The organism is Micromonospora sp. CPCC 205739, from assembly GCF_036906795.1.
Lineage (GTDB): Bacteria > Actinomycetota > Actinomycetes > Mycobacteriales > Micromonosporaceae > Micromonospora.
Genome location: NZ_JBAKHS010000003.1, coordinates 210,513 through 232,436, shown reverse-complemented (window position 1 = coordinate 232,436; position 21,924 = coordinate 210,513). Strand labels below are relative to the sequence as shown.

General features: G+C 73.3%; 17 protein-coding genes. 8 read left to right on the top strand and 9 right to left on the bottom strand.

The window, feature by feature from the left end; all coding sequences use genetic code 11:
- Window positions 1-136: 136 nt before the first annotated feature.
- Window positions 137-1,984: a dihydroxy-acid dehydratase gene (ilvD, locus tag V6U88_RS07200; protein ID WP_334450990.1), complete on the bottom strand. Its 1,848-nt coding sequence runs from the start codon at window positions 1,982-1,984 to the stop codon at window positions 137-139.
- Between the two features lie 110 nt (window positions 1,985-2,094).
- Between ilvD and V6U88_RS07195 the strand changes: the two genes are divergently transcribed.
- The 4 genes from V6U88_RS07195 (at window position 2,095) to ilvC (ending at window position 8,150) form a co-directional block, all read left to right on the top strand.
- A complete protein-coding gene (locus tag V6U88_RS07195) occupies window positions 2,095-4,446 on the top strand; it encodes a putative bifunctional diguanylate cyclase/phosphodiesterase (RefSeq protein WP_442934579.1) in 2,352 nt (783 codons plus the stop codon).
- Window positions 4,447-4,683: 237 nt separating this feature from the next.
- Window positions 4,684-6,567, top strand: a complete 1,884-nt coding sequence (locus V6U88_RS07190; protein ID WP_334450989.1) for an acetolactate synthase large subunit — start codon at window positions 4,684-4,686, stop codon at window positions 6,565-6,567.
- A complete protein-coding gene (gene ilvN, locus V6U88_RS07185; RefSeq protein ID WP_334450988.1) occupies window positions 6,567-7,082 on the top strand; it encodes an acetolactate synthase small subunit in 516 nt (171 codons plus the stop codon). The genes V6U88_RS07190 and ilvN overlap by 1 nt, the downstream gene beginning before the upstream one ends.
- A gap of 54 nt (window positions 7,083-7,136) precedes the next feature.
- A complete protein-coding gene (ilvC, locus tag V6U88_RS07180; RefSeq protein WP_334450987.1) occupies window positions 7,137-8,150 on the top strand; it encodes a ketol-acid reductoisomerase in 1,014 nt (337 codons plus the stop codon).
- Between the two features lie 292 nt (window positions 8,151-8,442).
- Here ilvC and V6U88_RS07175 read toward each other — a convergent pair whose 3' ends face one another.
- Entirely contained in the window at window positions 8,443-10,005 is a 1,563-nt protein-coding gene (locus tag V6U88_RS07175; protein WP_334450986.1) for a tetratricopeptide repeat protein, read from the bottom strand.
- Between the two features lie 266 nt (window positions 10,006-10,271).
- Here V6U88_RS07175 and serA point away from each other — a divergent pair, with 266 nt between their 5' ends.
- Window positions 10,272-11,870: a phosphoglycerate dehydrogenase gene (gene serA / locus V6U88_RS07170; RefSeq protein WP_334450985.1), complete on the top strand. Its 1,599-nt coding sequence runs from the start codon at window positions 10,272-10,274 to the stop codon at window positions 11,868-11,870.
- Between the two features lie 64 nt (window positions 11,871-11,934).
- Here the strand turns inward: serA and V6U88_RS07165 are convergent, their stop codons facing one another.
- Complete coding sequence (locus V6U88_RS07165) at window positions 11,935-12,291, bottom strand: hypothetical protein (protein WP_334450984.1); 357 nt, start codon at window positions 12,289-12,291, stop codon at window positions 11,935-11,937.
- 354 nt (window positions 12,292-12,645) lie between these two features.
- Window positions 12,646-13,521 carry an FAD:protein FMN transferase gene (locus V6U88_RS07160; protein ID WP_334450982.1) on the bottom strand — a complete coding sequence of 292 codons (876 nt, stop codon included), beginning with the start codon at window positions 13,519-13,521 and terminating at the stop codon, window positions 12,646-12,648.
- 222 nt (window positions 13,522-13,743) lie between these two features.
- Between V6U88_RS07160 and V6U88_RS07155 the strand changes: the two genes are divergently transcribed.
- Together V6U88_RS07155 and V6U88_RS07150 are read left to right on the top strand one after the other, a co-directional pair.
- Entirely contained in the window at window positions 13,744-14,775 is a 1,032-nt protein-coding gene (locus V6U88_RS07155) for a 3-isopropylmalate dehydrogenase (protein WP_334450980.1), read from the top strand.
- A gap of 201 nt (window positions 14,776-14,976) precedes the next feature.
- Entirely contained in the window at window positions 14,977-16,074 is a 1,098-nt protein-coding gene (locus tag V6U88_RS07150) for a branched-chain amino acid aminotransferase (protein WP_334450979.1), read from the top strand.
- Window positions 16,075-16,173: 99 nt separating this feature from the next.
- Here the strand turns inward: V6U88_RS07150 and V6U88_RS07145 are convergent, their stop codons facing one another.
- From V6U88_RS07145 to V6U88_RS07130, 4 genes are all read right to left on the bottom strand, one after another.
- On the bottom strand, window positions 16,174-16,869 hold the full coding sequence (locus V6U88_RS07145) for a tyrosine-protein phosphatase (RefSeq protein WP_334451262.1): 696 nt from the start codon (window positions 16,867-16,869) through the stop codon (window positions 16,174-16,176).
- Between the two features lie 101 nt (window positions 16,870-16,970).
- Window positions 16,971-17,429, bottom strand: a complete 459-nt coding sequence (locus V6U88_RS07140; protein WP_334450978.1) for a PRC-barrel domain-containing protein — start codon at window positions 17,427-17,429, stop codon at window positions 16,971-16,973.
- Window positions 17,430-17,587: 158 nt separating this feature from the next.
- On the bottom strand, window positions 17,588-18,118 hold the full coding sequence (locus V6U88_RS07135) for a carboxymuconolactone decarboxylase family protein (protein ID WP_334450976.1): 531 nt from the start codon (window positions 18,116-18,118) through the stop codon (window positions 17,588-17,590).
- A 1-nt stretch (window position 18,119) separates the two neighbouring features.
- On the bottom strand, window positions 18,120-18,680 hold the full coding sequence (locus tag V6U88_RS07130; protein WP_334450974.1) for a peroxiredoxin: 561 nt from the start codon (window positions 18,678-18,680) through the stop codon (window positions 18,120-18,122).
- 366 nt (window positions 18,681-19,046) lie between these two features.
- On the opposite strand from V6U88_RS07130, the gene cimA reads away from it, so the two are divergent.
- Window positions 19,047-20,630 (top strand): citramalate synthase, encoded by a 1,584-nt coding sequence (cimA, locus tag V6U88_RS07125; RefSeq protein WP_334450973.1) that lies wholly within the window; start codon window positions 19,047-19,049, stop codon window positions 20,628-20,630.
- 51 nt (window positions 20,631-20,681) lie between these two features.
- Here the strand turns inward: cimA and V6U88_RS07120 are convergent, their stop codons facing one another.
- The gene (locus V6U88_RS07120) at window positions 20,682-21,665 is read right to left on the bottom strand and encodes an endonuclease/exonuclease/phosphatase family protein (RefSeq protein ID WP_334450971.1); all 984 of its coding nucleotides are present in this window, start codon (window positions 21,663-21,665) and stop codon (window positions 20,682-20,684) included.
- Window positions 21,666-21,924: the final 259 nt, after the last annotated feature.

The window sequence follows — 21,924 nt, the reverse complement described above, 5'->3', positions numbered from 1 at the left end:
CCTGGGAGGCATATTTATGCCTCCCAGGTATATCGCTCATCAGGCACACGCCATCCCCGCCACGACACGCCGGCCGTTCACCCGATCGCGGGCGTGGCGCGGCCCCGGTCACCCGAAAGGGATCAGCGGGCGCCGCTCACTCCGGCACCCGCCGGTACGCGCCGTCGCTGGCCGAGGTCGCCATCGAGGCGTAGGCGCGCAGGGCCGCCGACACCGGGCGCTGCCGGTCGGTCGGGGTGTACGGCTTGTCCCGCTTCTCCTCGGCGACCCGGCGCGCCTGGAGCACGTCCTCGGGCACGTTGAGCTCGATGGACCGGCCGGGGATGTCGATGACGATCTCGTCGCCCTCCTGAACCAGGGCGATCAGGCCGCCCGAGGCCGCCTCGGGGGAAACGTGCCCGATGGAGAGCCCGGAGGTGCCGCCGGAGAAGCGACCGTCGGTGAGCAGCGCGCAGGCACGGCCCAGCCCCCGGCCCTTCAGGAACGAGGTGGGGTAGAGCATCTCCTGCATGCCGGGGCCGCCCTTCGGGCCCTCGTAGCGGATCACCACCACGTCGCCGGCGACGACCTGCTTGGCCAGGATCGCCGAGACCGCGTCGTCCTGCGACTCGTAGACCTTCGCCGGGCCGCGGAAGGTGAGGCACTCCTCGGGCACCCCGGCGGTCTTCACCACGCAGCCGTCCGGGGCGAGGTTGCCGTGCAGGATGGCCAGCCCGCCGTCGGCGGAGTACGCGTGCTCCCGGTCCCGGATGCAGCCGCCGGCCGCGTCGGTGTCCAGCGACGACCAGCGGTTGGTGGTGGAGAACGGCTCGGTGGTGCGCACCCCGCCCGGGGCGGCGTGGAACAGCTCGACCGCCTCCGGCCTCGGCGAGCCGCCCCGGACGTCCCAGTCGGCCAGCCACTGCGTCAGCGTGGGGGAGTGCACGGCGTGCACGTCCCGGTTGAGCAGGCCGGCGCGGTCCAGCTCGCCGAGGATGGCGGGGATGCCGCCGGCCCGGTGCACGTCCTCCATGTGGTACTGCGGCGAGTTCGGCGCGACCTTGGCCAGGCAGGGCACCCGGCGGGAGATCGCGTCGATGTCCGCCACGTCGAAGTCCAGCTCGGCCTCGCGGGCGGCGGCGAGCAGGTGCAGGATCGTGTTCGTCGACCCGCCCATCGCCACGTCCAGGGCGACCGCGTTCTCGAACGCGGCCCGGCCGGCAACGACGCGGGGCAGCACCGAGGCGTCGTCGTGGTCGTACCAGCGCTTGGCGATCTCCACGACGGTGCGGCCGGCCTCGACGAAGAGCGACCGGCGCGCGGCGTGGGTGGCCAGCGTCGAGCCGTTGCCCGGCAGCGCCAGGCCGATCGCCTCGGTCAGGCAGTTCATCGAGTTCGCGGTGAACATGCCCGAGCAGGAGCCGCAGGTCGGGCAGGCGGAACGCTCGATCTCGCCGAGCTGGTCGTCGGTGACCGCCTCGTTGGACGAGGCGATCATCGCGTCGATCAGATCGATCTTGGAGTGGACGATCCCCTCGATCGCCACCGTCTTGCCGGCCTCCATCGGCCCGCCGGAGACGAAGACGGTCGGGATGTTCAGTCGCAGGGCGGCCAGCAGCATCCCCGGGGTGATCTTGTCGCAGTTGGAGATGCAGACCAGGGCGTCCGCGCAGTGCGCGTTGACCATGTACTCCACCGCGTCGGCGATCAGCTCCCGGCTGGGCAGCGAGTAGAGCATGCCGCCGTGGCCCATGGCGATGCCGTCGTCGACGGCGATGGTGTTGAACTCGCGACCCACCCCGCCGGCCTCGGCCACCGCGTCGGCGACCAGGCCGCCGAGGTCCTTGAGATGTACATGACCGGGAACGAACTGGGTGAAGCTGTTGGCGATGGCGACGATCGGCTTGCCGAAGTCGTCGTCGGTCATCCCGGTGGCCCGCCACAGGGCCCGGGCGCCGGCCATCGTCCGACCGTGGGTGGAGGTCCTCGACCGCAGCTCAGGCATGGGTACCAGTCTGGCACCGTCTGGACGGTGGCCCCCAGCGGTCGGAGCGTGTCCCAACAGATGCACACCCGGTGCCCCGCTCGGCGCTCCGATCCGGCACAGTTGAGGACGTGCGTTTCCCCCCGGGCATGGTCGCCATCGCGCTCCCCGGCGCCCTGGTCGCCCTGGTCGCCACCGTGCTGCTCGTCGGATCGGCCCGGCGTCGCGGCGGCCCGGAACGCCGGCCGTACGCGCTGCTGGCCGCCGCCGCCGGCTTCGCCCTGGTCGGCCTGCTGGTCGGGGTGGGCCTGGTGCTCGGCGACCCGCACCACCCGCCCCACCCGGCGCGACTGACCGGCTGGCCCGTCCTGATCTCCGTCGCGGTGACGCTGAGCGGCCTGGCCGCCGCCGCCGGGCTGCTCCGCCTGCCCGGGGCGGTGGTGTCCCGGCCGGCGACCGCCCGGCTGCTGCTGGACGCGCTGATCGTCGCGACCGCCCTGTGGTTCGTCGGCTGGGTGCTTTTCTCCGGGCCGACCCGGCTGCTCGGGTCGGCCACCCCGGTGGCCTGCCCGGCGATCCTGCTGGCCACGGTCAACGCCGCGCTGACCGTCGGGGTCACCCTGATCGTGCTGCTGCGCGCCGACCCGCCCCGGGGCCGCTTCGGGCTGCTCGGCGCCGGCATCACCGCCAACGCCGCCGGCGGGCTGGGCGTGGCCGGCGGAGTCTGCCAGGGCGGCCCGGGGATGACCCTGGCCAGCGCCGCGCTGCTCGCCCTGGGCCTGCTGGCGGTCGCGCTCGCGGTGCACCGGGTCGAGGTGCCGGGGCAGGTCGACGTCGACCTGATCCGCCGCGACGGCGCGTACGCCTTCGTGCCGATGTTCGCGATGGCCGCCTCGGCGATGTACCACCTGGTCCAGGGGGGCCACTTCGACGCGCTCGGCATCGTCGCCGGCAGCGTCGAGGGGTTCGCCCTGGTGGCCCGGCAGTACCTCACCCTCAACGACATGCGCGGGTACGCGGGCCGGCTGGCCGAGCGCGAGGCGCACTTTCGCGAGCTGGCCCACACCGACCCGTTGACCGGCCTGGCCAACCGGCGGGGCCTGCTGCGGGAGCTGCAGCGCTGCGCCGACGAGGGCGTCGGGTGCGTGCTGCTCGGGCTGGACCTGGACGGCTTCAAGAACGTCAACGACATGCGCGGCCACGACGTGGGCGACATGGTGCTGGCGGAGGTGGGCCGGCGGCTGCGGGGCAACCTGCGCCCCGGCGACCTGGCCGCCCGGCTCGGCGGCGACGAGTTCGCCGTGCTGATGCGCGGCCGACCGGCCGACGCCGATCGGGTCGCCGAGCGGCTGCTCGGGGTGCTCGGCCGAGCGTACGAGCAGGCGGACGGGCCGGTCTTCCTGTCGGTGAGCATCGGGGTGGCCGGCCAGTGCGGCGAAGCCGACTCGGTGGCCCTGCTGCGCCACGCCGACCTGGCCCTGCGGTACGCCAAGCAGCGCGGCAAGAACCGCATCGAGCGCTACGACGGCACGCACGACCAGCTGCTGCTGCGGCGTACCCGGCTGGAGCACGAGATGCGCGGCGCGATCGAGCGCGACGAGCTGCGGCTGGTCTTCCAGCCGGTCGCCTCGCTGCCGTCGGTCCGCCCGGTCGGCGCCGAGGCGCTGCTGCGCTGGCACCACCCGGAGCTGGGCAACGTGCGCCCCGACGAGTTCATCCCGCTCGCCGAGGAGTGCGGGATGATCGCCAAGCTCGGCGCCTGGGTGCTGCACCAGGCCTGCTGGCAGCTCTCCCGCTGGCTGGCCGACGGCCACGACGTCTGGGTCTCGGTCAACGTCTCCCCGCGGGAGCTGCACGCCCCGGAGTACGTGGTGCAGGTGGCCGAGGCGCTGCGCGCCCACCACGTGCCGCCGCAGCGGCTGGTGCTGGAGGTCACCGAGCACGCGGTCGCCACCGACCTCGACGAGCTGATCCGGCGGCTGACCGCGCTGCGCCGTACCGGGGTGCGGATCGCGCTGGACGACTTCGGCGCGGGCTACTCGTCCCTGGGTCAGCTGCGCCGGCTGCCGATCGACATCCTGAAGATCGACCACAGCCTGGTTGCCGAGCACGAGCCGGTGCGCCCGGTGGACACCGACGGGCCGGCCTTCGCCCCGATGGTGGACATCGTCATGCGCCTCGGGCACCAGCTCGGGCTGGAGGTGATCGCCGAGGGCGTCACCACGCCGACGGAGCTGGCCGCGGTGGTCGCCGCTGGCTGCCGGTTCGGCCAGGGCGCGCTCTTCGGCTGGGGTGTCCCGGCCGAGCACCTGGAGGCGATGCTGGACGCCGCGACATCGCCGGGGGCCCGCCCCGCGCCATTGCCGGCCACGCCGCTTCCCGGCCCGCGCGTGGTGCCGGCCCCGCGCGTCGGCGGGACGGGATCGGCGCAGGTGGGACCGGTCGCCAAGCCCGCGACGGGAGACGGTGTCCCCCGTTCGTGAACCAACATGTGGGATCAGTTGACTCATCGCGTGAGATGCGTCAGGCTTGTCCACATGTCGTCGATCCGGTCGCTGCGAGTACTTACCTGAGCGCACTCTCCCTCACCGAGAGTGCGCTGGCCCCGTGCATCTGCACGAGGGCCGTTTTTATTGCCGTCGGACTCCACCGGGGCGGGCGCCGCCCGCGTCGCACGTGTTGAAAGAGCCTCCACCCACCAGCCGAAGGCCTGAACCGCCATGACGAGACCCACGCCAGAGACACTCGCCCACTCCGCCCGGCGGGCGCGCACGGCCACCGAGCCGGCCAGCGACGCCGACCACACCCCCGCGCCGCGCGGGGCCGCCGCGGCCACCCCGGCCGTACGGCAGCCCGCCCCGGCCCAGGTCTCCGGGGCCGGCTCCCTCGTGCGGTCCCTCGAGGCGCTCGGCGTCGACGTCGTCTTCGGCATTCCCGGCGGGGCGATCCTGCCCGCGTACGACCCGCTCTACGACTCGACCGTGCGGCACATCCTGGTCCGCCACGAGCAGGGCGCCGGACACGCCGCCACCGGGTACGCGCAGGCCACCGGCCGGGTCGGCGTCTGCATCGCCACCTCCGGCCCCGGCGCGACGAACCTGGTCACCCCGATCGCCGACGCGTACATGGACTCGGTGGCGATGGTGGCGATCACCGGCCAGGTCGCGCGGCCCTCGATCGGTACGGACGCCTTCCAGGAGGCGGACATCCAGGGCATCACGCTGCCGATCACCAAGCACAACTTCCTGGTGCAGACCGCGGAGGAGATCCCGCAGGTGCTGGCCGAGGCCTTCCACCTGGCCTCGACCGGGCGGCCCGGGCCGGTGCTGGTCGACATCCCCAAGGACGTCCTCCAGGCGCCGACCACCTTCAGCTGGCCGCCCGCCCTCGACCTGCCCGGCTACCGGCCGACCCTGCACCCGCACGGCAAGCAGATCCGCGAGGCGGCCCGGCTGATGTCCAGCGCCCGCCGCCCGGTGCTCTACGTCGGCGGCGGCGTGCTCAAGGCCGGCGCCACCGAGGGGCTGCGCAAGCTGGCCGAGCTGACCGGCATCCCGGTGGTCACCACGCTGATGGCGCTGGGGGCGTTCCCCGACTCGCACCGCCAGCACCTGGGCATGCCCGGCATGCACGGCACCGTCGCCGCGGTCTACGGCCTGCAGAAGGCCGACCTGATCGTGGCGCTCGGGGCGCGTTTCGACGACCGGGTCACCGGCAAGCTCGACTCGTTCGCCCCGGACGCCACCGTGGTGCACGCCGACATCGACCCCGCCGAGATCGGCAAGAACCGGCACGCGGACGTGCCGATCGTCGGCGACGCCAAGCACGTCATCGACGAGCTGATCGCCGCGGTCGCCACCGAGCGCAACGCCGGCCACCGGGCCGACCTCGGCGACTGGTGGACCCAGCTGGACGACCTGCGCGAGCGCTACCCGCTGGGGTACGAGGAGCCGTCCGACGGCACCCTCTCCCCGCAGTACGTGATCAAGCGGCTGGGCGAGATCGCCGGCCCGGACGCGGTCTACGTGGCCGGCGTGGGCCAGCACCAGATGTGGGCCAGCCAGTTCATCTCGTACGAGAAGCCGGGCACCTGGCTCAACTCCGGCGGCCTCGGCACCATGGGGTACGCCGTCCCGGCTGCGATGGGCGCCAAGGTCGGCCGCCCCGACACGGTGGTCTGGGCGGTGGACGGCGACGGCTGCTTCCAGATGACCAACCAGGAGCTGGCCACCTGCGCGCTGGAGGGCATCCCGGTCAAGGTCGCCGTGATCAACAACGGCAACCTCGGCATGGTCCGGCAGTGGCAGACGCTCTTCTACGGCGAGCGGTACTCCAACACCGAGCTGGGCACCCACAAGCACCGCATCCCGGATTTCGTCAAGCTCGCCGAGGCGCTCGGCTGCGTCGGCCTGCGCTGCGAGACCGCCGAGGACGTCGACAAGACGATCGAGGCGGCGATGGCGATCACCGACGCACCCGTCGTGATCGACTTCGTGGTCGGCAAGGACGCGATGGTCTGGCCGATGGTGGCCGCCGGCACCAGCAACGACGAGATCATGTTCGCCCGTGGCGTCCGCCCGGCCTTCGACGAGGACGAAATCTGATGACCCTGCACACCCTGTCCGTCCTGGTGGAGAACAAGCCGGGTGTCCTGGCCCGGGTCGCCGGCCTCTTTTCCCGGCGCGGGTTCAACATCGACAGCCTCGCCGTGGGCGAGACCGAGAACCCGGACGTCTCCCGGATCACCATCGTGGTCAACGCCGAGTCGTCCCCGCTGGAGCAGGTCACCAAGCAGCTCAACAAGCTGGTCAACGTACTCAAGATCGTGGAGCTGGACCCGCAGGTCTCGGTGGCCCGGGAGCTGCTGCTGGTCAAGGTCCGCGCGGACCGCAACGCCCGGGCGCAGGTGCTGGAGACGGTGAACCTGTTCCGCGCCCGGGTGGTCGACGTCGCGCCGGACACGCTGACCATCGAGGCCACCGGCACCCCCGACAAGCTGGACGCGCTGCTGCGCGACCTCGAACCGTTCGGCATCAAGGAGATGGTCCAGTCCGGCACGGTGGCGATCGGGCGCGGCTCGCGCTCCATCACCGCCGGGCCCGCGCTGCGCGCCGCCTGACCACCGCACAAGTCCACGACGGGCCGCTCGGACCGCCGTACGAAAGGGAAGTCAATGAGCGTTGAGGTGTACTACGACGACGACGCCGACCTGGGCCTGATCCAGGGCCGCAAGGTCGCGGTGATCGGGTACGGCAGCCAGGGCCACGCCCACGCGCTGTCGCTGCGCGACTCCGGCGTCGACGTGGTGATCGGCCTGCCGGCGGGCTCGAAGAGCCGGCCGAAGGCCGAGGAGCAGGGCCTGCGGGTGCTCTCGCCGGCCGAGGCGGCCGCCGAGGCCGACGTCATCATGATCCTGGCGCCGGACACCGCGCAGCGCGGCCTCTACGCCGAGGCGATCGCCCCCAACCTCGCCCCCGGCAAGGCGCTCCTCTTCGGCCACGGCTTCAACATCCGGTACGACCTGATCAAGCCGCCGGCCGACGTGGACGTGGCGATGGTCGCCCCGAAGGGCCCGGGTCACCTGGTCCGCCGCCAGTACGTCGACGGCAAGGGCGTGCCCTGCCTGGTCGCCGTCGAGCAGGACGCCAGCGGCACCGCGTTCCAGCTGGCCCTGTCGTACGCCAAGGGCATCGGCGGCACCCGGGCCGGCGCGATCCGGACCACCTTCACCGAGGAGACCGAGACCGACCTCTTCGGCGAGCAGGCGGTGCTCTGCGGCGGCGCGGCGGCGCTGGTGCAGACCGGTTTCGAGGTGCTGACCGAGGCGGGCTACGCCCCCGAGGTGGCCTACTTCGAGTGCCTGCACGAGCTGAAGCTGATCGTCGACCTGATGTACGAGGGCGGCATCGCCCGGATGCGCTACAGCGTCTCCGACACCGCCGAGTACGGCGATCTCTCCCGTGGCCCCCGGGTCATCGACTCCCGGGTCAAGGAGGAGATGCGCAAGATCCTCGGTGAGATCCAGTCCGGCGAGTTCGCCCGCGAGTGGGTGGCCGAGGACGAGGCCGGCCGGCCGAACTTCGCCAAGTGGCGGGCCGAGGGTGCGGCGCACCCGATCGAGGAGACCGGCCAGAAGCTGCGCTCCATGATGAGCTGGGTCGACCGGCCCATCACCGAGACCGCCTGACGGACGTTCCCGCACGGGGGCCACGGCCCGCGACCCGGCGCTCTCCCCGGCGTCGGGTCGCGGGCCGCGTTGCTGTCGGGCGGTCGGATCGACGTGCGGGAGCTGCGCCAACCTGCCGTCCCGCCGGGCTGCGCAGCCACCCACCGCCGGTCGCCCACGCGCGGCTCCCCGTCGTCGCCGTTGCGCCGGCGTGTCGCAGCGGAGACTCCTGTGGCTGTCGAGCCTCATGCCGCAGAGGCATGAACATGCCTCTGCGGCATGTCGCTCACGGCACATCCCGGGTTGTCGGCCGTCACGCTGCGTGCGGTTCATCGGGAGTCGAGGCTCCGGGCCCGGTCCCGGCAGAGCGCACGGCCTCCGCCTCGGCGGCCGTCCGGTCCGCCTCGTGCTGGCGGCCGAGGCGGGCCAGGAGCGCGGCGAGGTCGCTCAGCGCCCGCGCCAGCGGCAGCCGGTGGGTGGCGGGGTCCCCGGTGAACAGGTCGCGGCGGACCGCCACCCCCTCCCGCAGCAGGTCGCTCGCGCCGAGCGGGTCCCCGGCGCCGTCGACCGCCCGGCCCAGCTCCACCAGGGAGTCGGCGAGCAGGTCGCGGTAGCGGGGGTCGGCCCCGGCCAGCCTGCGGGCCAGCTCCACCGCCTCCCGACCTGCCGCGAGGCCCGGCTCCGCCGCCGCCACCGCACGGGTCACCGCCAGGGCGCGGACCAGCCGGGGCCACCACACCTCCGGCAACTGCTCGGCGTACGCCCGGCAGAGGGCGACCGCCTGCGCGGCCGGCGCGGCGGCCGACGCCGGGTCACCGGCGGCGATCCGCAGCTCCGCCAGGGCCAGCAGGGCCCGGGCGGACACGTGGTGGTTGACGTCGCGGGCCAGCTCGACCGCCTCGGCCAGCCGGTCGAGCGCCTCGTCCCGCCGGCCCGCCCGGGTGAGCAGCGCGGCGAGGGTGAGCAGCGCGTCGGCCAGCCCACCCGCTCGGCCCGGCGGACCGCCCGCCACCGTCACCCGCCAGTGCCCGACCGCCTCCTCGGCGGTGCGGCAGGCCCGCTCCGGGTCGCCCAGGGCGTCCTGGCAGCGCGCCAGGATGCCCAGCGCCCGGCCGAGTCGCGGCCGGGACGGCGGGTGCAGCCGGAGCCAGAGCGCCGACCCCAGCTCGCCGCAGACCTCGGTGAGCAGAGGCAGCGCCTCCCCGTGTCGTCCCACCGCGACCAGCGACTCCGCCAGGCCGATCGCCAGCTGGTGGCCGGCCGGGGCGAACCGGGCCCGGCGCAGCAGGTGCAGCGCCCGGTGCCGCGCCATCGCCTCCTGCCGGACGGCCAGCGCCTCGTCCGGCCGGCCCAGCGTCGCCTGGCAGTCCCCGATCACGCCCAGCGTCAACGCCGAGCGCACCCGCTCGTTGGCGCTGCGCGGCCCGAGACGCCGCCAGATCGCCCGGGCGCCCAGCGCCAGCGGCAGCGCCTCGCGCGCCGCGCCGCAGCTGTGCAGGTTCACGGCCGCCAGCCGGCGGGCCTCGGCGAGCACGAGCAGCGCGGCGCGGTCGGTGACGTCCTCGAGGTACCCGATCGCCTCCCGGCACTGCGCGGTGGCCGACGCCGCGGTGCGCTCGTCCGGGACGGCGGCCTGCGCGACCAGCGCCCGGGCGAGGCCGGTGCGGTGCCGGCCGGGCTGCCGCTCGTCGAGCCGGCGGTAGAGCGCCACCGCCTCGTCGGCGGCGGCCGTGCGCCGGGCGGTGGCGGCGGCGGTCCAGCGGCTGCCCACGTGCTGGGACCGGGTGATCAACGCCTCGGCCAGTCTCGGGCCGAAGCGGAGGGGAGCGCGCCGGGCCAGTCGGCGCAGCAGCGTGATGCGGACGGTGGGTGACACGGCCGGCTCCCTCCCGTGGGGATGCTGTGCTCCGTTGTATCCGGGCCACGCCACGGGGCGGCGGGTGAACGCGGGATGACGGGCGGGCGACGACTCTGTGTGAGGGCGCTCACCCCGCCGTCCGGGACACGCCGGCCACCCGGCCACCTACGATCCCAGGTAGGTGCGTAGCCGGCACCTGACACGGCCATGGCATGGATCAGCGCAGGGCGCAGCGCGGCGTCCCGACGCCCCAGGCCGACCGCATACGACGTCTACGAGGACCGATGAATCCTGTCGTACTGATCGCCGAAGAACTCGCTCCCGCCGCCATCGAGGTGCTCGCCCACGACTTCGACGTACGCCACGTCGACGGCACCGACCGCCCGGCCCTGCTCTCCGCGCTCTCCGAGGCCGACGCGGTGATCGTGCGCAGCGCCACGCAGATCGACGCCGAGGCGATCGCGGCCGCGCCGCGGCTCAAGGTGGTCGCCCGGGCCGGCGTCGGTCTGGACAACGTCGAGGTGCCGGCCGCCACCGCGCGGGGCGTCATGGTCGTCAACGCCCCCACCTCCAACATCGTCTCCGCCGCCGAGCAGGCCGTCGCGCTGCTGCTCGCCGTCGCCCGCAACACCGCCGCGGCCAGCGCCGCCCTCAAGGCGGGGGAGTGGAAGCGGTCCAAGTACACCGGCGTCGAGCTACAGGGCAAGACCGTCGGTGTGGTCGGCCTGGGCCGCATCGGGGTGCTCTTCGCGTCCCGCATCGCCGCCTTCGGCACCCGGCTGATCGCGTACGACCCGTACATCCAGCCGGCCCGCGCGGCCCAGCTCGGCGTGCGCCTGGTGGGCCTGGAGGAGCTGCTGCGGGAGAGCGACTTCATCTCGATCCACCTGCCGAAGACCCCGGAGACCGTGGGCCTGATCGGCGAGAAGGAGCTGGCCGTCGTCAAGCCCGGCGTCCGCATCATCAACGCCGCCCGCGGCGGACTGGTCGACGAGCAGGCGCTGGCCGACGCGATCGCGGAGGGCCGGGTCGCCGGCGCCGGCGTCGACGTGTACGCCAAGGAGCCCTGCACCTCCTCGCCGCTGTTCGCCTTCGACAACGTGGTGGCCACCCCGCACCTGGGCGCCTCCACCCACGAGGCGCAGGACAAGGCCGGTCTGGCCGTGGCCAAGAGCGTCAAGCTGGCGCTGCAGGGCGAGTTCGTGCCGGACGCGGTCAACGTGCAGGCCGGCGGCGTGGTCGCCGAGGACGTCCGCCCGCTGCTGCCGCTGGCCGAGAAGCTGGGCCGGGCCTTCACCGCCGTCGCCGGCGGAGTGGCCGCCAGCGTCACCGTCGAGGTGCGCGGCGAGATCGTCGACCACGACGTGTCGGTGCTCAAGCTCGCCGCCACCAAGGGGCTGTTCAGCTCGGTGGTGGAGGAGCAGGTCACCTACGTCAACGCGCCGCACCTGGCCGCCGAGCGGGGCGTCGAGGTGACCCTGGTGACCCAGGCCGAAACGGTCGACCACCCCAACCTGGTCACCGTGCGCGGTGCGCTGCCCGACGGCCGTACGGTCAGCGTCTCCGGCACGGTCGCCCACACCGGCACCCGGGACGTCATCAAGCTGACCGAGGTGGACGGTTTCGACGTGGAGATCGGCGCGGAGGGCATCCTGCTCTTCCTGCGCTACGTCGACCGGCCGGGTGTGGTCGGCACCGTCGGCACCCTGCTCGGCGAGGCCGGCATCAACATCGCCGCGATGCAGGTGGCCCGGCGGGAGGCCGGCGGCGAGACGCTGATGACCCTCACCGTCGACCAGGCGCTCGGGGCGGACCTGCTCACCTCGGCGGCCGACTCGATCGGCGCGGCCTCGGCCAGCGCCGCCGACCTGCGCGACGAGTAGTACCCGCAGGCACGACGTATTGGGGGCCCGGCCGACTCGGCCGGGCCCCTCGTCGTACGGCGGGTCAGCCCGCGACGCGGGACGGCGGCGGATAGACCGAGCCGTCCTGGGCGTCGAAGAGCATCAGGTCGTGCTGACCGGCCAGCCGCTCGATGTCGAGCAGCACCTGGTCCTCGCAGGTCGGCACGAGGTTCAGCTCGACGTGGTCGTTGGCCGCGTGCAGCGGTGCGACCTCCCACGGCGTACCCGGTCCGGCCGGCCGGTCCGGGTAGCTGGCGGTGATGGCCCGGTAGAAGGCGACGACCCGCGGGTCGGGGTGCCGGTCATCGTGGCGTCCCTCGCGGCACCGCCGCACCGCCGCCCGGACGTCCTCGGGCGTGGCCCCGTCAGGCAGGGCCCACACGCTCAGATCGAAACTCACGGCGGACAGCGTGCCATCCGCCGTTCACCTGCATGCAAGTGACCCGCCGACGAGCGACGCCGAAGGTGACGCGAGTCCGTCCGCGACGGTCCGCTGTGGAGACTCTTGCGTCGAGTTGCGTCGATTCGCTAGCGTACCGGTGCGGTTGCCGGCCGAGTGGGAGCATTCGGCCCGTCTTCGGGTGACGAGGTCAGGCGTTCCGGCCGACCGGTCCGCACCCCTCGATTGCGCGAGCCACGCGCACTCGTCGCTGACCGGCCCCCACGGTCGTTGCCGAGACCGTGGGGGCCGATCGCGGGCCGCCGACCGCGCCTCCGGAATGGACCCCCTCCACCCGGCGCGCCGTTGCGGCGTTCAGCGGCGCCGGTCGGCGAAGAGCGCCTGATATCCCGAGCCGTTGCGGAACCAGGCCAGCCCGGTCGGGCCGGCCGCGTACAACGCCGTGGCGTAGGCGTCCGCCACCGCCAGGTCGGGCCCGACGACGGTCGCGGCTACCAGCTGGCCGGCCGGTTCGCCGGTGTGCGGGTCGACCACGTGGTCGCGCCGGCCGGTCACCCCGGAGGTGCCCACCGCACCGGCCGTCATCTCCAGCACCAGCGGGGGGCGCCGGGAGTCGGTCGGGTGGTGCACCGCGACCCGCCAGGGCCCGCCGTGCGCGGCGTGACCGCGGACGGTGAGGTCGGCGCCGGAGAGCATGGCGTAGTCGTGGATGCCGGCGGCCCGCAGCCGCGCCGCCGCCCGCTCCACCGCCCAGCCGTTGAGCAGGCCGCCGGGATCGAAACCACCGGGTACGGCCCAGGCGTCGAACCAGCCGTCGGTGGCGGCGCGCATCGCGGTGCAGCGGTCCACCAGGTCGGCCAGGGGCGGGTACGAGTCGGGTGCGATCTCGCCCCGGCGCAGCCGGGAGACCAGGCTGTCCGGCCGGCCGGGGCCGTAGGTGAGGTCGATGGCGCGCAGCTCGGCGACCGCGTCGCGCAGCGCGTCCCCGACGAGCCGGCGGCCGGCGTGTTCCGGGGCGTTGAGCAGGAGTGAGTACTCGGCGGTGCTGGTCCGCACGGTGTGCCGGACGGCGATCCGGTCGCCGGCCGCCTCGCCGGTGCGGTCGAGCCGGTGGCTGCCGGTCCCCAGCCGCAGGTCCGGCCGGCGCCGGGTGAACATCGCCTGTTCCACCCACCGGGTGCGGGGCTGCTCGTTCGTCCGGGCCGGTCGGTCCTGCTGGTCGATCCGCATGACACCTGCTCCTTCGCCGACGGTGCCGCGGCGCCGCGGCGAATTCCGTCCCGGGCCCCCGTGACCCGTTCGTCATCGACCATAGGCAGCGGAGATGACCGCACCATGAATGTCGCCTGAGAGCCTCCTGAGCATCCTGATTTCCCGAATGTTGGAAGACGCGTACCGGGAGGCGGGACGGCGACGTACCGTGCACGAGAGCGACGAGGTGAGGAGCGCCAGGTGGCACGGATCGCGGTGGTGGCCGGGGACGGTATCGGACCCGAGGTGGTCGCGCAGGCCCTCAAGGTCCTCGACGCCGTGCACCCCGGCATCGAGGCGACCCGCTACGACCTCGGCGCGGCGCGGTACCACCGCACCGGTGAGGTGCTGCCCGACACCGTGCTGACCGAGCTGGCCGGCCACGACGCCATCCTGCTCGGCGCCGTCGGCGACCCCTCCGTCCCGCCGGGCGTGCTGGAGCGCGGCCTGCTGCTCAAGCTCCGCTTCGCCTTCGACCAGTACGTCAACCTGCGCCCGTCGCGGCTCTGGCCCGGCGTGCCGGGCCCGCTGGCCAGCGTCAAGCCCGGCGAGGTCGACCTGGTGGTGGTCCGCGAGGGCACCGAGGGCCTGTACGCGGGCGCCGGTGGCGTGCTGCACCGGGACACCCCGGCCGAGGTGGCCACCGAGGAGAGCCTGAACACCCGGCACGGGGTCGAGCGGGTCGTCCGGGACGCCTTCGCCCGGGCCGCCCGTCGTGAGCGCCGCAAGGTCACCCTGGTGCACAAGACCAACGTGCTGACCCACGCCGGCTCGCTGTGGGCGCGCGCCTTCGCGGCCGTGGCCGCCGAGCACCCGGACGTGACCACCGAGTACCAGCACGTCGACGCCGCGGCGATGTTCCTGGTCACCCAGCCGCAGCGGTACGACGTGGTGGTCACCGACAACCTCTTCGGCGACATCCTCACCGACATCGCCGCCGCGGTCACCGGTGGGATCGGGCTGGCCGCCAGTGGCAGCATCAACCCCGACGGGACGTACCCGTCGATGTTCGAGCCGGTACACGGCTCGGCGCCGGACATCGCCGGCAAGGGCCTCGCCGATCCGGTGGCCGCGGTGCTCTCCGCCGCGCTCCTGCTCGACCAGCTCGGCCACGCCGACGCCGCCGCGCGGGTGACCGCCGCGGTCGCCGTGGAGCTGGCCAACCGCACCCCGGGCGTACCGCTGCGCACCGAGGAGGTCGGCGACCGGCTCGCCGCGCACGCCGTGGCCTGACCGGCCACGTCGCACGCTCCGCCGCCCCGGGTTCGCCAGAGCCCGGGGTCGGCCGCGTCCACCCCGCCGTCGTCGGCTCTCACCCCCGTGCGATCCGCCGGGGCGGAGCTATCCGCTGAACGACCGTTCGGGGTAAGTTTCTGGCACCAGTGATTCGGCGGGCGGTCCCGCACGCCGTCAACCCGCAGGGAGGTCAGCGCGATGAGCGGTGGTGACAAGCTCGATTTCGAGATCCGTCCGAATCCCGCGCCGGTATCCGCCGCCGACCGGGCCGCCCTGCTGGCCAACCCGGGCTTCGGCCGGGTCTTCACCGACCACATGGTCACCATCCGCTACGCCGAGGGCAAGGGCTGGTACGACGCCCGGGTCGAGGCGCGCGCGCCGATCCCGATGGACCCGGCCAGCGCCGTGCTGCACTACGCGCAGGAGATCTTCGAGGGTCTGAAGGCGTACCGGACGGCGGACGGCGCGGTCACCATGTTCCGCCCGGAGGCCAACGCCCGGCGGTTCATCGCCTCCGCGCAGCGGCTGGCCATGCCGGAGCTGCCGGCGGAGACGTTCGTCGAGTCGCTGCGCCGGCTGGTCGAGATCGACCGGGACTGGATCCCGGAGGGGCCGGACGCGAGCCTGTACCTGCGGCCGTTCATGTTCGCCAGCGAGGTCTTCCTCGGCGTGCGCCCGGCCAACGAGTACCTCTACTGCGTGATCGCCTCGCCGGCCGGCGCGTACTTCGCCGGCGGCGTCAAGCCGGTCACCGTCTGGGTCTCCCCGGACTACACCCGCGCGGCGCCCGGCGGCACCGGCGCGGCGAAGTGCGGCGGCAACTACGCCGCCTCGCTGGCCGCCCAGGCCGAGGCGATCGAGGCCGGCTGTGACCAGGTGGTCTTCCTCGACGCGGTGGAGCGCCGGTTCGTCGACGAGCTGGGCGGCATGAACGTCTTCTTCGTCTACGACGACAACAGCCTGGTCACCCCGCCGCTGACCGGCACGATCCTGCCCGGCATCACCCGGGACGCGGTGCTCACCCTGGCCGCCGCCTCCGGGCACCGGGTCGAGGAGCGGCCGGTCAGCTTCGCCGACTGGCAGGCGGACGCCGCCAGCGGCCGGCTGCGGGAGGTCTTCGCCTGCGGCACCGCCGCCGTGATCACCCCGATCGGCCGGGTGCGCTTCCCGGACGGGGAGTTCCTCATCGGCGGGGGCGAGCCGGGCCGGTCGACCATGGCGCTGCGCGAGCAGCTGGTGGCGATCCAGCGTGGCGAGGCCGAGGACCCGCAGGGCTGGGTGCAGCGCGTCCTCTGACCGATCCCGACGATCCGCCGGCCCGCCGCAACAGCGGCGTGGCCGGCGGTCGGCCTTTCCGGCGTCATCGGGTCGCCGTGCGCCGTCGGTGGTGCGACGTCACTCCAGCAGGTGGGTCCGGAGCGCGGTGAGCTGCTCCTCGGTCACCCCGGCGTGCCGCAGGTAGCCCTCGACCGAGCCGTGCCGCTGGCGCAGCTCGGTCAGGAAGAGGGTCATCGCCTCGGCGGGGGTGGTCAGCGGCGGCAGCCCCGGCCGGACCTGCTGGCCGGTGGTGGCGAACCAGGCCTGGAACCGCGCGGCGGCCTCGGTGCTCAACGCGTAGTCGGTGGCGATCTCGGCGTCGGAGACCCCGAGCACGGCGAGGGTCAGGCCGCAGACGAGACCGGTGCGGTCCTTGCCGGCGACGCAGTGCACCAGCACCGGGGCGTTGGCCTCGTCGGCGATCACCCCGACCGCCTCGGCCAGCCCGGCGGCGCCGGTCTCGGCCAGGGCGGCGTACCGGTCGGCGAGGTAGCGGGCCAGGTCCGTCCCGCGCTGGTACGGGTTCTCGCCCCAGTCGACGTGCTCCGGGTGGATGTGCCGGTACGCCAGCCCGTCCAGCTCCGGTACCCGGCCGTCCCGCTCCACCTCGGACGGCCGGCGCAGGTCGATGACGGTCCGCACGCCGAGTGCGGCGAAGGCGTCCCGGTCCGCGCCGTCGATCCGGTGCGGTGAGTCGGAGCGGTAGAGCCGGCCCCAGCGCACGGTGCGACCGTCGTGGCCGGGGTAGCCGCCGACGTCGCGGAAGTTGAACATCACGGAGAAGGGGATTCTGCGGTTGACCTCTTCGATGGCGTCCACGCTGACACGGTAACGGCCGGTGGGGTACCACCCCACCGGCCGTCACGGTCGATTGGTCAGCGCGCGGTGCCCGGGGGCAGGTTGCCGTAGGTCTCGTCGTAGTAGCCGCCCAGCTCGTCGCGGTAGGCCGGGTCGCTGTGGCTGGTCTCGTCGTACTCCGGAGCGGCCTTGATCTGGTCCTTGCCGCGGTCGACGTAGACCTTCCGCTCGTCGTGGTCGACGTGGTTGACGGTGCCGGCCGGCAGCATGACCTTCTTGCCGAAGATCCACGGCCCGGTGTCGACGACCAGGTAGCTGCCGCCGACCTCGTGGCTCGCGTTGTCGATCTTGCCGATGCCGCCGTCGGTGGCCTCGACCTTGTAGCCGACCAGGTCGGCGTCGGCCACCCCGGCCTCGTCGCGGTAGCTCCACGGGTTGAAGGCGCCCGCGGGCGCACCTCCGGCGAAGGCTCCCTGACCGCCGTCGAGCACCGGCTCGGTCGTGCCGTGCGTGCTGTGCGGGTCAAGCCTGTCCATGGGTAACTCCTGTCCCGACTGTCCTCGTCGTTCGCCAGGGTTCGTCTTCCGTGTCCGGAATTGAGGTACCCGGACCGGCCCCCTCCCACACGCTGCGGGCCGGAAACGACGGTGGGCCGGCGCCGCGATCGCGGCACCGGCCCACCGGGGCGTACGGCTCAGGCCAGCGCGGCCTGCGCGTCGAGCGCCACCGCGGCGGCGTGCACGACGGCGGCGATGCGCAGCCCCTCGTGCACCTGCTCCCGGGTGTATCCGGCGGCGCGCAGCGCCTTCTCGTGCGACTCCAGGCAGACGCCGCAGCCGGTGATCGCCGAGACGGCGAGGCACCAGAGCTCGAAGTCACCCTTGTCCACGCCGGGCCGGGCGATGATCTGCATCCGCAGCCGGGCCGGCATCGAGGCGTACTGCTCGTCGCCGATGAGGTGCTTGGCCCGGTAGTAGACGTTGTTCATCGCCATGATGGCGGCGGCGCCCTTGGCCGCCTCGACCGCCTCCGGCGTGAGGTGGGCGCCCGCCTCGTCGACGATCTCCTTCAGCACCACCGGGTTGCGCGCCGCGACCGCGCAGGCCACGGCGGTACCCCAGGCCTGCTCCGGCTTCAGGGTGGAGGTGCCGACCGTGGAGCCGAGGTTGAGCTTGATGTCCTTGGCGTACTCGGGCAGCGCCGCCTTGATCGCGTCGAGACCCATCTCAGGCACCGGCGCCGGCGAGCAGCGCGTTGGCGTCGAGGGTCGCGCCGCCCTTGTTCCAGTTGCACGGGCACAGCTCGTCGGTCTGCAGGGCGTCGAGCACCCGCAGCACCTCGGACACGTTGCGGCCGACCGACCCGGCGGTGACCATGGCGAACTGGATCTCGTTGTTCGGGTCGACGATGAACGTGGCCCGCTGCGCCACGCCGTCCTCGCCGAGCACGCCGCACGCCGAGGTCAGCTCGCGCTTGATGTCGCTGAGCATCGGGAAGGGCAGCTCGCGCAGGTCCGGGTGGTCCTTGCGCCAGGCGTAGTGGACGAACTCGTTGTCCACCGAGACGCCGAGCACCTGGGCGTCGCGGTCGGCGAACTCGTCGTTGAGGCGGCCGAACTCGGCGATCTCCGTCGGACAGATGAAGGTGAAGTCCTTCGGCCAGAAGAAGACCACCCGCCACTTGCCCTCGTGGGACTTGTGGTTGATGGTCTCGAACGCCTTGTCGGCGTCGAGCGAGACGCAGGCGGTGAGTTCGTACTCAGGGAAGCGGTCACCGACAGTGAGCACGGGTCCTCCTTGGCAGCGGCTTGTCAGCGGCACGAAGCCGGTAACTTGATCGGTTCCAGATACTTCCGCAGTGTCGTTTCCGCCTGGTGGCGGCCGGGCGACTTGTGAAGTCGATCACGAGCGACCCGTTCCGTCCCGGCCGCGCCGGTGGATCCGGCCCCGGGCACCCTGCGTCACCATCCCGGTATCTGGATTGTTCCTCCCAAAACCAGGGGCGGGGTGGCAGAGTGGCGATCGTGACCAGCACCGCCCTGATTATTGGCAGCTAGCGCGCCGGCTTCCCCTCCGCCGAGCGCGCAGACCTCCCGCATCCGCGGGGGGTCTTTTTGTTGCTCCCCGCCCGAGGCTCGTGAGGAAGGCACTCCCATGACGTTCCAGGTGTACGACACGACGCTGCGCGACGGCGCCCAGCGTGAGGGGCTCACCTACTCGGTGGTCGACAAGCTGGCCGTGGCGCGGCTGCTCGACGAGTTCGGGGTGGGCTTCATCGAGGGCGGGTGGCCGGGTGCGGTGCCCAAGGACACCGAGTTCTTCCGCCGGGCGCGCACCGAGCTGGACCTGCGGCACGCGGTCCTGGTCGCCTTCGGCGCCACCCGCCGGGCCGGGACGACGGCGGCGGCCGACCCGCAGGTGCAGGGGCTGCTCGACGCCGAGACCCCGGCGGTGGCCCTGGTCGCCAAGGCCGACCTCCGGCACGTCGAACGGGCGCTGCGCACCACCGGCGCGGAGAACCTGGCGATGATCCGGGACACCGTCACCCACCTGGTCGCGCAGGGCCGGCGGGTCTTCGTCGACGGCGAGCACTTCTTCGACGGTTACCGGCACGACCCGGCGTACGGCGCCGCGGTGGTCGAGACCGCGCTCGCCGCGGGCGCCGAGCGGTTCGTGCTCTGCGACACCAACGGCGGGATGCTGCCGTCCCACGTCACCGCCGCGATCGCCGACCTGACCGCGCGCACCGGCCTGGCCCCGGAGCTGTTCGGCATGCACGCCCAGAACGACACCGCCTGCGCGGTGGCCAACACCCTCGCCGCCGTCGAGGCCGGGGTCCGGCACGTCCAGGGCACCGCCAACGGGTACGGCGAGCGCCCCGGCAACGCCGACATCTTCGCCGTCGTCGCCAACCTCCAGCTCAAGCTCGGGCTGCCCGTCCTACCCGAGGGCTGCCTGGAGCAGATGGTGCGGGTCTCGCACGCCATCGCCGAGATCGCCAACATCGCCCCCGACACCCACCAGGCGTACGCCGGGGCCGCCGCCTTCGCCCACAAGGCCGGGCTGCACGCGAGCGCGATCAAGGTCGACCCGTTGCTCTACAACCACGTGGACCCGGCGGTGGTGGGCAACGACATGCGGATCCTGGTGACCGAGATGGCCGGCCGGGCCAGCGTCGAGCTCAAGAGCCGCGAGCTGGGCCTGGACCTGGCCGGCCATCCGGAGACGCTGTCGAAGGTCACCAGCCGGGTCAAGGAGCTGGAGGCCGGCGGCTGGTCGTTCGAGGCGGCCGACGCCTCGTTCGAGCTGCTGGTCCGCTCCGAGCTGCCGGATGCCGCGCCGCCCCGGCCGTTCGCGCTGGAGTCGTACCGGGTGCTGGTCGAGCACCGCGAGGACGGCGCGGTGGTCTCCGAGGCCACCGTCAAGATCCGGGTACGTGGCGAGCGGGTGATCGCCACCGCCGAGGGGAACGGCCCGATCAACGCCCTCGACGAGGCGCTGCGGGTCGGCCTGTCCCGGCACTACCCGGAGCTGCGCGACTTCGAGCTGGCCGACTACAAGGTGCGCATCCTGGAAGGCAGCCACGGCACCGGCGCGGTGACCCGGGTGCTGCTGGAGACCGCCGACGGCACCGGCCGCGACTGGACGACGGTCGGCGTGCACCCCAACGTGGTGGAGGCGAGCTGGCACGCCCTGGTCGACGCGCTCACCTACGGTCTGGACCGCGCAAGGGTCTGAGCGTCCCGGTTCTGAGCCGCCCGGGTGCGAGCCGCCCGGGCGCGGCCGGGGTCAGGCGGCGGGCAGACGCAGCTCGGCCAGCACCGCGCGGTGGTCGCTGCCGGGCACCGGGTGCACCGAGACGGCCCGGACGGCGATCCGCCGGTCGACCAGCACGTGGTCGATGGTGACCGGCGGGATGAGGTCGCCGTCGTACGGGCCCCAGGTGCCGCTGAGTCCCGCCCCGGCGGCGTCGGCCGCGTCGACGTACCCGCTGGCCAGCAGCGCGCGCAGCGGGGCGTGGTCGAGGGTGGCGTTGAAGTCCCCGGCGAGGATGCGCAGCGGTCCGTCCGGGGTCGCCGGGGGCTGCGCCCGCAGGTCGGCGAACCACTCGTCGACCACGTGCACCGCGTACGGCGCGGCCGGGTGGGCCGACTCGACCCGCAGCGGGGGCGCCCCCGGCGCCGCCAGGGTGGCGTACGCCTGGGTGAACTGGAAGCCCGCGTTGCGCCGGAAGCCGCCGTCGGTGAGCGGCCAGCGGGCGTAGAGCCCCGATCCGGTGGTGCCCACCTCCGGATTGAGCTGGTGGTGGGGCAGCAGCCCGGCCAGGCCCTCCCGGTCGAGCGCGGCGCGCGCCTCGGGGGTGAACTCCTGCACCGCCAGGACGTCCACCCGGTGCCGGCGTACCAGGTCGACCAGGGTGCGCGCGTCGGCGTCGCCCTTGAGCAGGTTGGCGGTGAGCAGCCGCAGCACCGGCCCGCCGGCCGCCGGCTGACCGGAGGCGATCGCGCGGGGTGCCACCGTGCCGAGCAGCGCCAGCGCCACCACCGCCGCGACCGCCGTCGGCCCGCGACGCCGCAGGGCGAGCGCCAGCACCACCGGCACCAGGCTCCACGCCGCGACGTACGGGGTGAAGGCGACCGCCTGCACCAGCGGCCCGCGTTCCAGCCCGGCCAGGCGGATCAGCGCCCAGGCGGCCCCGGGGATCACCGCCAGCCAGCAGAGCAGGGCCCGCCACCCGAGCGTGGTCCGGGCCGGCGCATCCGTGGTGATCATGAGCGTCAGACTAGCGCTCGGGCCCGTGCCGCCGGGGGTGCCACACCATTTCGTGAATGGTGCAGCCTTCGGTTCTCACGATTTCAGAAATCGCCGCCAAGAATGCGTGCATGCTGATGGACTATTGACGCTCGGCTTTCTCCGGTGCTACCTTCCTCCTGGTTGTGGCGCCCACAACGGAGCGTAGTAATGCCAGTTCAGGCCGGGTAAAGACTGTTGAGAAATCAGCATGTCTGGTGCGGATGAAAGTGCATCGCTT

Coding starts and splice junctions, on each gene's coding strand:
- ilvD (WP_334450990.1), bottom strand. CDS start 1,984: ATGCCTGAGCTGCGGTCGAGGACCTCCACCCACGGTCGGACGATGGCC.
- V6U88_RS07190 (WP_334450989.1), top strand. CDS start 4,684: ATGACGAGACCCACGCCAGAGACACTCGCCCACTCCGCCCGGCGGGCG.
- ilvN (WP_334450988.1), top strand. CDS start 6,567: ATGACCCTGCACACCCTGTCCGTCCTGGTGGAGAACAAGCCGGGTGTC.
- ilvC (WP_334450987.1), top strand. CDS start 7,137: ATGAGCGTTGAGGTGTACTACGACGACGACGCCGACCTGGGCCTGATC.
- serA (WP_334450985.1), top strand. CDS start 10,272: ATGAATCCTGTCGTACTGATCGCCGAAGAACTCGCTCCCGCCGCCATC.
- V6U88_RS07160 (WP_334450982.1), bottom strand. CDS start 13,521: ATGCGGATCGACCAGCAGGACCGACCGGCCCGGACGAACGAGCAGCCC.
- V6U88_RS07150 (WP_334450979.1), top strand. CDS start 14,977: ATGAGCGGTGGTGACAAGCTCGATTTCGAGATCCGTCCGAATCCCGCG.
- V6U88_RS07145 (WP_334451262.1), bottom strand. CDS start 16,869: ATGTTCAACTTCCGCGACGTCGGCGGCTACCCCGGCCACGACGGTCGC.
- V6U88_RS07140 (WP_334450978.1), bottom strand. CDS start 17,429: ATGGACAGGCTTGACCCGCACAGCACGCACGGCACGACCGAGCCGGTG.
- V6U88_RS07135 (WP_334450976.1), bottom strand. CDS start 18,118: ATGGGTCTCGACGCGATCAAGGCGGCGCTGCCCGAGTACGCCAAGGAC.
- cimA (WP_334450973.1), top strand. CDS start 19,047: ATGACGTTCCAGGTGTACGACACGACGCTGCGCGACGGCGCCCAGCGT.
- V6U88_RS07120 (WP_334450971.1), bottom strand. CDS start 21,665: ATGATCACCACGGATGCGCCGGCCCGGACCACGCTCGGGTGGCGGGCC.